This window comes from Xenorhabdus sp. PB30.3, from assembly GCF_963895965.1.
Lineage (GTDB): Bacteria > Pseudomonadota > Gammaproteobacteria > Enterobacterales > Enterobacteriaceae > Xenorhabdus > Xenorhabdus stockiae.
In genome coordinates this window covers 1-9,473 of the sequence record NZ_CAWQMW010000028.1, presented here as the reverse complement: position 1 = coordinate 9,473, position 9,473 = coordinate 1, and the positions used below count along the sequence as shown (strand labels likewise).

Below are 9,473 nucleotides of genomic sequence, written 5' to 3'. Positions count from 1 at the left end.
AACTAATTTGTTCATAGCCTGTTCCTCTCCGGAGTGGTTTTCGGCTTTCACCAAAACTTTGCTCCTGGAACAGGCCTCACGTCAATTTTTTATCCAGAATTCGGGTTAATAATAGTTGCCGTGACGGTAATCCCATGTCGTGAAAATATCAGACATTATTACCATGATCTTATGGACATCCAGTCCCTTACGGATCAATACCGGGCACGGTGTAATATCACGCTGACCATTTTGTATCGGTACTAATTTACCGTTGTCATCTACCATTGAAATCATCACACCCTGCTCATAGCGGGTTTGCTCAGTCTCATTCGGCTGAATAGATTTCACATAATCATTGGCAGTAATAATCAGATCTGCTCGCTCTTCAATGCGTTCACCAATACACTCAACCAAACCACGATTACCTTTGCCTGATGGATTAGCTGAGCTGGCGAAAGAGAATTTACCGTATTTTTCCCACAGTTCTTTCGCCAGAATTTCACCGGGCTTACCAAATTTAATGACAAAACAGCTTGTACCACGGCCATCCATCATCAGCTCTTTGGAACCATCATCAGGAATACGATTAACCGCTTCTTCTTTCCACGGCAGGATACAGCCCAATAACACATCTGCATCCCAGTGTTTCTGATAAAGCTCTTCAATTTCCGGGTTAAGCTGAGCCAGCTCTTTTAATTGCTCCAGAGATCCACACAATACAACTCCGGGCTTATTGCGATTGCGCTGCTTAGCCTCAAATTTGCGCTCCAGCCCTTTCGCATCGGACGTCATAATGATGTAACCCACTTTAGTTGGGCAGACAATCATTCCGCCATCATTAGACAGGCTCTCGACTGCTTCCTGTTGTAATCCCTGATTCCATTGAACTTTCTTTGGAGAAGAAAAAGAATTGCTGCTCATATATTGATACCCTTTTTTTATAAACTGAAGATCTTAAAACCGGAAAATAATGAATCAGTTAACGCTGGTAATACCCGGTAATAGTGGCGGTTGCCAGACTATTGGCGTAGATCATAAAACGTGCGACCGCATTTGTTATTTCAGCGCCAATACCCAGTTTTTCTACCGACATGGCATGTACCGTGAAAATATAGCGATGGGCTTTATCTCCCTCTGGCGGACAAGCTCCACCGAAACCAAACTGCCCGTAATCATTTTTGCTCTGAATAATGCCAGCCGGTAATTTGCTGCCATCACTCCGTCCGGCATCTGGGGACAAAGCCTGTATTTCCAGCGGAATATCAAATGCCACCCAATGCCAGAAACCACTGCCCGTTGGGGCATCAGGATCATAAACCGTGACCGCAAAACTTTTTGTTCCGGCCGGCGCATCTGCCCAGGCAAGCTCAGGTGAGCGATTACCACCGTTACCACCAAACTCATTGAATTCCTGCTCTTTGCTCAGGAAATCATTATTCTTAAATTCAGTTGAAGTGATTATCATGCTTGTATCCTCATAAGAATGCCTTTTAAAACATCCTAACGCAGTTTTTCGATGCTGCAAGGTTAAGCGATGGTTTTGCGGGATTGTTTCAATTTGGGAACAATAGGTGCGTTTGGGGATACTTTTTGTCTAGAATAAGAGCTAAATAATAAGCCATCCTTGGCCTAAAATATTCACTAAGGTTAATACTGCTTATCATTAATCGTCTTTTTTTGAATTTCTGTTCAGCATACTAACAGCTCGGGCAATGCAATAAGGTACTACCGAACATGCAACTGCAATCGCTGCTCCAGCGGCTTCTTGGGGAGCACTGTTAGACAAAAATAACGCTGGCAGTAACCCCATTATGAGTCCTAAGACTGAACCAATAATTACAACAAACCATAAGATGCGCATATTTAATACCTTTAAGTTATAGTTAATTAATGAAATTACTATGCACCACTATAGCCTAACATCTTTTACTTGTCTCATTTTTTGGAAGGATAATCCGTGAGATACAACAAAACCGACATGCCAAGATGCCATCCGAAATTACTACTGATTTTCTTTTTATAGATATAAATGGCAGCCTTAATAGCACTCACTTAAGCGAGTGCTATTACAGCATTAAGAGGAACTTTCAAAATAGAGATTATAATCGCGGTTGAAACTAAACTGATTTTTTCGAAGCCTGCAAATACAGTAATTCCAGACCGATTGTTGCTGCCGCCAGCGCGGTAATTTCTGACTGATCATAGGAAGGAGCAACTTCCACCACGTCCATTCCAACGATATTCAGCGGTTGCAGAGCCCGCAGAATTTTCAGCGCACGATCTGAAGTCAAACCACCGATCACTGGCGTTCCTGTACCGGGCGCAAATGCCGGATCAAGACAATCAATATCAAAAGTCAGGTATACCGGCAGATCGCCGACAACAGATTTGATCTGATCGACAACATCTTCGACGCTGCGATCATTCACCTGCCCCGCATCTAATACTGTGAAATCATTATCTGTGTCGTGTTCAGTACGAATCCCAATCTGGACAGAATGCGCCGGATCGATCAATCCCTCGTTTGGCGCATGGTAAAACATCGTACCGTGATCAAACTTACTGCCATTAGGATAAGTATCGGTATGAGCATCGAAATGAACCAGAGCCATTTTACCGAAATGTTTCGCATGAGCGCGCAACAGCGGTAATGTGACAAAGTGATCGCCACCAAAAGTCAGCATCTTTTTGCCTGATGCCAGCACTTTCTCAGCATGAGCCTGTAGTTTATCGCTCATATCCTGCGCATCACCAAAATTAAAGACCAGATCACCACAATCAACCACATTCAGGCGCTTGCGCAGGCTGAAGTTCCATGGCCACCGGCTGCTTTCCCAAGCCAGATTTGTCGAGACCTGACGAATAGCGGCCGGCCCGTGGCGACTACCAGCCCGACCGGATGTTGCCATATCAAAGGGTACACCGGTAATAACCCACTCCGCATCACCGGAATAAGGCTGGAAATTCAACGGAAAGCGCAGGAAGCCAAAGGCGTTTGAAACCAGAGAGTTATCGATTTGGTTTCCTAAGGAACTAATACTCATAATATATCCTCTAAAGCCTTGTGTTTAATTAACATAGGGCTTGATTACATTACGCTAACTTCACAAGAAGTCTGACTTTTTAAATAACCTTTAAAAACAACCAATTAATATCAAAAAACAGATAATTACTCATACCTACCAATATTCGGGCATATAGTATTAGACATCATTTTTTCTTGCTACACTTTTGAGGTAATTAGATGAAATAAGCGCGGCAACTATCTGGAAAAAAATGTAACAACTTAATTTAGTACACAATAACCATGCTCCCATTACACAAATTCTATAAGAATCGTTGAATAGTCTCCGCTGTTCCGGTAATTTTACTTTTTGATTGAATCTCTAGCTAAATCATCGTAGTTATCGTCTTTTTTGATTCTATTTTTTTATTCTTAATATAAAGAGTGTAACCATGCTTTCAACAAAACGATTATTTGACGAAATTCCCTACGAAAAACACTTCGAAGCTACTGTCATCTATGTAGGTGATGATCACATAGTTCTGGATCAAACATTATTTTATCCTCTTTCCGGGAATCAGGATTTCGATATTGGTTCCATTGACGAATATCCGGTAACCGCTGTACATGTGGATAATACCGATGAAGGGAAATTAGATTTTAGTGCTCCGATAAGACACTATGTCACAACTGATACTTTCAGTATCGGGCAAAAAATCGAGGGGAAAATCGATAGTACCAGAAGACTGAATACAATGAGGTTGCATACTGCCAGCCATATTGTTGAATTCTTCATGCGAAAAATGCCCACTTTTTTATCTGTCGAAGGCTCTTTTGTTAATAATGAAAAAGATCGTGCAGACTATTTCCTTACACAGAATATTGATCCTCAATCCCTCTCTGCACTGGAACAAGAAGTGAATCGCTTTATCAGTCAAGGGCACCAGATATTCTTCAAGTATCAGGATGACATAAGATTATGGTGTTGTAACGAAATAGAAATGCCTTGTTGCGGTACGCATGTGAGTAATACAAACGAAATAGGAACAGTTAAATTATCCAGAAAGAATAAAGGGAAAGGATTAAACCGAATAGAGATTAAATTAGTTTAATTTTTTCGAATAAGCGCCTGTCACAGCGCTTATTCAGTTAACGACTAATGAAAATTACTCATCTTCTAAATAAGTATAACCATACAGGCCACTTTCAAACTCTTGCAGGAATTGTTCCTGTAGATTTTCAGCCAAATCGGTCGATTTCACCTGATCACGGAAGCGGGTCAGCAGTACCTGAGGTTCCAGTTTCACATATTGCAGCATATTAGCAACTGTATCGCCCTCTTCACTCTGTTGATAAGTCACTTCACCGTTTTCGCTAACGTAGACATCAACAGCCGCAGTATCACCAAACAGGTTATGCATATTACCCAGAATTTCCTGATAGGCACCAACCATAAAGAAACCGATCAGTGGCGGATTTTCCGGATCATAGGCTGGCATTGGCATTGTTGTTGCCACACCATCACCTTCAACATAATGATCGATAATACCGTCAGAGTCACAAGTGATATCCAGCAAAACAGCGCGACGATCCAACGGCTTGTCCAGCCCTTCAAGTGGCAGAACCGGGAACAGCTGATCGATCCCCCAGGCATCCGGCATGGACTGAAACAGGGAAAAGTTCACATAGAGTTTATCAGCCATGCGCTCCTGTAATTCGTCAATGATCGGACGATGAGCACGGTTACTTGGATCAAGATCCTGCTGAATACGGCGACAGATATTTAGATATAATTCTTCTGCCCAAGCTCGCTCAGATAGACTCAAAATTCCGTGGGCATACTGGGTATGAACATCGTACAGATCAAACTGACTATCATGCAGCCATTCACGCAAAGAACGCTTGTAGCCATCATCCCGCATTTCCAGCCATGTATCCCACAAACTTGTCAGAGGACGTGCAGCATCTTCTGCCGGTGGTGTCGTTTCGGTGAATTCATTACATTCCGCTCCAATAACATTGGAGACTAAAACGGTATGATGAGCCGTCAATGCACGACCAGATTCTGTGATGACAGTCGGGTGTGGCAGGCCATTTTCCTCACAGGCATCCCCAATTCCCCAGATAACGTTATTCGCGTATTCATTCAGGCCATAGTTAACGGAACATTCTGACTGGGAACGTGTACCTTCATAATCAACACCCAGTCCTCCTCCCACATCAAAACACTGAATGTTGACACCCAGTTTATGCAGCTCGACATAAAAACGGGCTGATTCGCGCACACCTGTTGCTATATCACGGATATTTGCCAGCTGGGAACCCAGATGGAAATGCAACAATTGTAGGCTATCCAGTTTTCCGGCTGATCGAAGAGTTTCAACCAGTTGTAGAACCTGTGCTGCCGCCAGACCAAATTTGGATTTCTCCCCGCCACTGGACTGCCATTTGCCCGCTCCCTGTGAAGCAAGACGCGCCCGCACACCAAGACGAGGTACGACATTAATACGTTCCGCTTCTTCCAGCACCATTGCGATCTCAGACATTTTCTCGATGACCAGATACACTTTGTGTCCCAGTTTTTCACCGATCAGTGCCAGACGGATATACTCACGATCTTTATAACCATTACAGACAATTACAGTCCGTGTCATACCTGCATGAGCCAGTACAGCCATCAGCTCAGCCTTCGAGCCAGCCTCCAGACCGACAGGTTCGCCAGAATTAGCCAGTGATTCAATCACGCGACGCTGTTGGTTCACCTTAATCGGATAGACCAGAAAGTAATCACCTTTATAACCATATGATTCACGCGCACGTTTAAAGGCGGCATTAATGGAACGCAAACGATGTTGCAGGATCTGAGGAAAACAGAACAATGCTGGCAACTGTAATTGTTTTTTCTCTTGTTGAACTTTCTTTACCAGATCAACAATCTCAACCTGAGCTTCCGGCAAATCAGGATTTGGACAAACACTGACATTACCCAGATCATTGACGTAGTAATAGTTGCCGCCCCAGTATGCAATATTGTAAGTCTGGCGCATTTTACGAGCGATATTATCATTCATGGCAGTCTCCTTCATGGAGTAGAGGTTTGCCTTCACCTGTAGTCAATAACCCAAGACACTATATTTAGTGTGCGTATCTTGCGCATTTATAAATGTCAGGGAATAGCATGCTCTTAAATTATAAAAACGTTTAGAGGAAGCTAAACAATATGTATATTTACGGTTTGGTAATACGGCTTCTGTCCGAAGCGACCTGTCTACTCGAATGTTTCAGGTAACATCGGAATGAATTCATATTGATAAGAAAGGAACAAGATGTGGATACATCAATGGCATAATGTGGCTGTCGGTTGTTAACAAGCAGCAAATAATGGTTCATAACCCCATTCACCCCACATGGCTTTACGAAAGCCGTTTCTCAATTGATGAGACGCAGAACACGCATAAAACGTATCCGGCAAACGCCTATAACCTGAAGTATAAAAAACCTATCAGTTATAGGGCGCTGTTTATACCTGTAATCCTACAAAATTGCAAAATGAAATTTATTGATGCCTAACAGATATAGATAAGCATATCCGATAAATTTCCATCGTTATCTTTATAGAAAGTAAACAATCTCTTACTAATATAAAACACTTCCATCACTATTCATTTGGATAACTTAACTACCACCTACTGAAGTAGGTGGGTTAGCGCACTTCGGTGCCGACGACTGAAAGTCGTCGAACCACGCACCTCGTAAACGCGCATAGGTCAAAACATTAAAGTCAAAGTCACCGTCTAAAGACGGTGGTTTTAACCTGTCATATGGAAAAATAAACCCCACCAACAAAATAACAATTTGAAAATAAAGAAAATAGTTATTTTTTGTATGCCGTCAATTCCGGGAGATATTAGGGCACAAAAGAATAAACTGGCCCATCAACAACACACAAAGAGATAACGCGCAAGAAGTTAGATTTCTTTAAACTGCACATTTCAAGGAATGACAGATAAGAAATCCAAAATGTCACGCAACAGAAGGTATTTGAAACCAAAAAAACTGGTATATTTAGTGATACTGACTTAGACTAGCCGTCTAGATGGTAAAACATCCACCCTTAAACCAAGATTATATTTAAGGTATCGAAATATAATGACTACACACCTTTTTACTTCTGAATCTGTTTCAGAAGGTCATCCAGATAAAATTGCCGACCAAATTTCCGACGCTGTTCTTGATGCAATCCTAGAACAAGATCCTAAAGCTCGTGTAGCCTGCGAAACTTATGTGAAAACCGGCATGGTTATGGTTGGTGGTGAAATCACTACCAGCGCCTGGGTTGATATCGAAGAAATTACCCGTAATACAGTACGTGAGATTGGCTACACCAGTTCAGATATGGGCTTTGATGCTAATTCCTGTGCAGTAATCAGCGCGATTGGTAAGCAATCTCCTGATATCAATCAGGGTGTAGACCGAGCTGACCCTCTGGAGCAAGGAGCAGGTGATCAGGGATTGATGTTTGGTTATGCAACCAATGAAACCGATGTTCTTATGCCAGCACCGGTTACCTATGCTCACCGTCTGGTTGAGCGTCAGGCACATGTACGTAAAAACAATACACTGCCTTGGTTGCGTCCGGATGCCAAAAGTCAGGTTACATTCCAGTATGACAACGGCAAAATTGTCGGCATTGATGCCGTTGTACTTTCTACTCAGCATTCAGAAGAAATCGGTCAGAAAGAGCTGCAAGAAGCAGTTATGGACGAGATCATCAAGCCTGTTTTACCAGCAGAATGGCTCACTCCAATGACCAAATACTTCATCAACCCAACAGGCCGTTTTGTGATTGGTGGCCCAATGGGTGACTGTGGTCTGACAGGCCGTAAGATCATTGTTGATACGTACGGTGGTATGGCACGTCACGGTGGTGGAGCATTCTCAGGAAAAGATCCATCTAAAGTTGACCGTTCTGCGGCTTACGCAGCACGTTACGTGGCTAAAAATATCGTTGCCGCAGGTCTGGCTGATCGCTGTGAGATTCAGGTTTCTTACGCTATCGGTGTTGCTGAGCCAACTTCTATCATGGTTGAGACGTTTGGAACTGAAAAAGTGCCAACATCAACACTGGTTCAGCTGGTACGCGAGTTCTTCGATCTGCGCCCTTATGGGCTGATCAAAATGCTGGATCTACTGCATCCAATCTATCGTGATACTGCGGCATACGGTCATTTTGGTCGTGAGCAGTTCCCGTGGGAAGCAACAGATAAAGCTGAAATCCTGCGTGATGCAGCCGGGCTGAAATAATCCTGCAATATTAAGCAATATTAAAAAGCCCGCTCATAACAAGCGGGCTTTTTTTATGTTAAGTTACTATTCAAATTAAGTTACCACAGAATTATCGCTGTTTATGAAATCCGTTAAGGTTCCTCTTCCACTACAGCAAGCAGTCATGCGCGCTTTACGGCAAAAAATGATTCAGGCCAATGAATTCCTTCAGCAAACGTTTCCTGAACCCTGTGTGACCTACCAGCAAAGAGGGACAATCGCAGGAAGTGCTCGTTTACAAGATTGGGAAATTCGTCTTAACCCAATTTTGCTCATTGAAAACGAGCAGTCGTTTATTGATGAAGTCATCCCCCACGAATTAGCTCATCTATTGGTTTATCATCAGTTTGGCAAGGTCGCACCTCACGGCAAAGAGTGGCGTTATATTATGGAAACCGTGTTTAAAGTACCTGCCAACCGAACCCATCAATTTTCAGTACACTCCGTTTGCAGCAAGATATTCATCTATGGCTGTCACTGTCAGCAGCACGAATTAAGCATCAGGCAACATAATAAGGTGCTCAGAGGTAAAAGTTGCTATGTCTGCCGACAATGTGGGGAACGATTAACACTTTTGGGAAAAAATAAACCAGATAAGCCTAAATAACCGCTCAAATGCCCCACAATCAGGGCGCTTTATTATTTTTCTTAATTTTTTCTGCTTCATTAATAATCTGATCAGCGGTTTTCCCATTCAATGATTGGTAAAAGCTTTTTTCCAGGTTTTCCATAGCATCATATTTTATTTTCCCCTGCTTGTTGTTCTTAAACAGTTCATCAAAATCGATATTATGAAACATAACAATATTCAATGAATCATCAAATTTTAGTTTTTTATCTTCAGGTAGGGTATCCCTGATCTTTTCGATGGATGTTTTTACCGCTATTCCATTCGTTCCATCAATCTTCAGCGGCTTCTCACACCCTGCTAATGTAAAACCCAATAAACAAATTACTAACAATTTTCTCATAATCAACCCCGCCCAATTATCTGTAGTGTAATAATAGCAGAGAGCGATAAAAATAAACTCACTTAACTCAAAAAATTATTATTAAATAAATATTATTTACAAATTGTTTACTATCATCTTGTTTTTTTAGATTAAGCTATTTTTATTCTACAATATTTTCAATAGACACCTGAAAAATCCATAATATAAGC

9 protein-coding genes are annotated in these 9,473 nt (G+C 42.1%); 3 read left to right on the top strand and 6 right to left on the bottom strand.

The window, feature by feature from the left end; all coding sequences use genetic code 11:
- Positions 1-105: 105 nt before the first annotated feature.
- The 4 genes from AACX38_RS02950 to speB form a co-directional block, all read right to left on the bottom strand.
- Entirely contained in the window at positions 106-903 is a 798-nt protein-coding gene (locus tag AACX38_RS02950; protein ID WP_228865688.1) for an L-threonylcarbamoyladenylate synthase, read from the bottom strand.
- A gap of 58 nt (positions 904-961) precedes the next feature.
- Entirely contained in the window at positions 962-1,447 is a 486-nt protein-coding gene (locus tag AACX38_RS02945; protein ID WP_228865687.1) for a YbhB/YbcL family Raf kinase inhibitor-like protein, read from the bottom strand.
- 198 nt (positions 1,448-1,645) lie between these two features.
- On the bottom strand, positions 1,646-1,843 hold the full coding sequence (locus tag AACX38_RS02940) for a hypothetical protein (protein WP_099122620.1): 198 nt from the start codon (positions 1,841-1,843) through the stop codon (positions 1,646-1,648).
- A 256-nt stretch (positions 1,844-2,099) separates the two neighbouring features.
- The gene (gene speB / locus AACX38_RS02935) at positions 2,100-3,026 is read right to left on the bottom strand and encodes an agmatinase (RefSeq protein WP_228865686.1); all 927 of its coding nucleotides are present in this window, start codon (positions 3,024-3,026) and stop codon (positions 2,100-2,102) included.
- Positions 3,027-3,438: 412 nt separating this feature from the next.
- Here speB and AACX38_RS02930 point away from each other — a divergent pair, with 412 nt between their 5' ends.
- Entirely contained in the window at positions 3,439-4,098 is a 660-nt protein-coding gene (locus AACX38_RS02930) for an alanine--tRNA ligase-related protein (protein WP_228865685.1), read from the top strand.
- Between the two features lie 54 nt (positions 4,099-4,152).
- On the opposite strand, the gene speA is transcribed toward AACX38_RS02930, so the two are convergent.
- The gene (gene speA / locus AACX38_RS02925; protein WP_099122617.1) at positions 4,153-6,057 is read right to left on the bottom strand and encodes a biosynthetic arginine decarboxylase; all 1,905 of its coding nucleotides are present in this window, start codon (positions 6,055-6,057) and stop codon (positions 4,153-4,155) included.
- Positions 6,058-7,135: 1,078 nt separating this feature from the next.
- On the opposite strand from speA, the gene metK reads away from it, so the two are divergent.
- Together metK and AACX38_RS02915 are read left to right on the top strand one after the other, a co-directional pair.
- A complete protein-coding gene (metK, locus tag AACX38_RS02920) occupies positions 7,136-8,290 on the top strand; it encodes a methionine adenosyltransferase (RefSeq protein WP_099122616.1) in 1,155 nt (384 codons plus the stop codon).
- A gap of 103 nt (positions 8,291-8,393) precedes the next feature.
- Positions 8,394-8,918 (top strand): SprT family zinc-dependent metalloprotease, encoded by a 525-nt coding sequence (locus AACX38_RS02915; protein WP_228865684.1) that lies wholly within the window; start codon positions 8,394-8,396, stop codon positions 8,916-8,918.
- A 19-nt stretch (positions 8,919-8,937) separates the two neighbouring features.
- Here AACX38_RS02915 and AACX38_RS02910 read toward each other — a convergent pair whose 3' ends face one another.
- Entirely contained in the window at positions 8,938-9,282 is a 345-nt protein-coding gene (locus AACX38_RS02910; RefSeq protein WP_228865683.1) for a DUF6694 family lipoprotein, read from the bottom strand.
- Between the last annotated feature and the right edge of the window lie 191 nt (positions 9,283-9,473).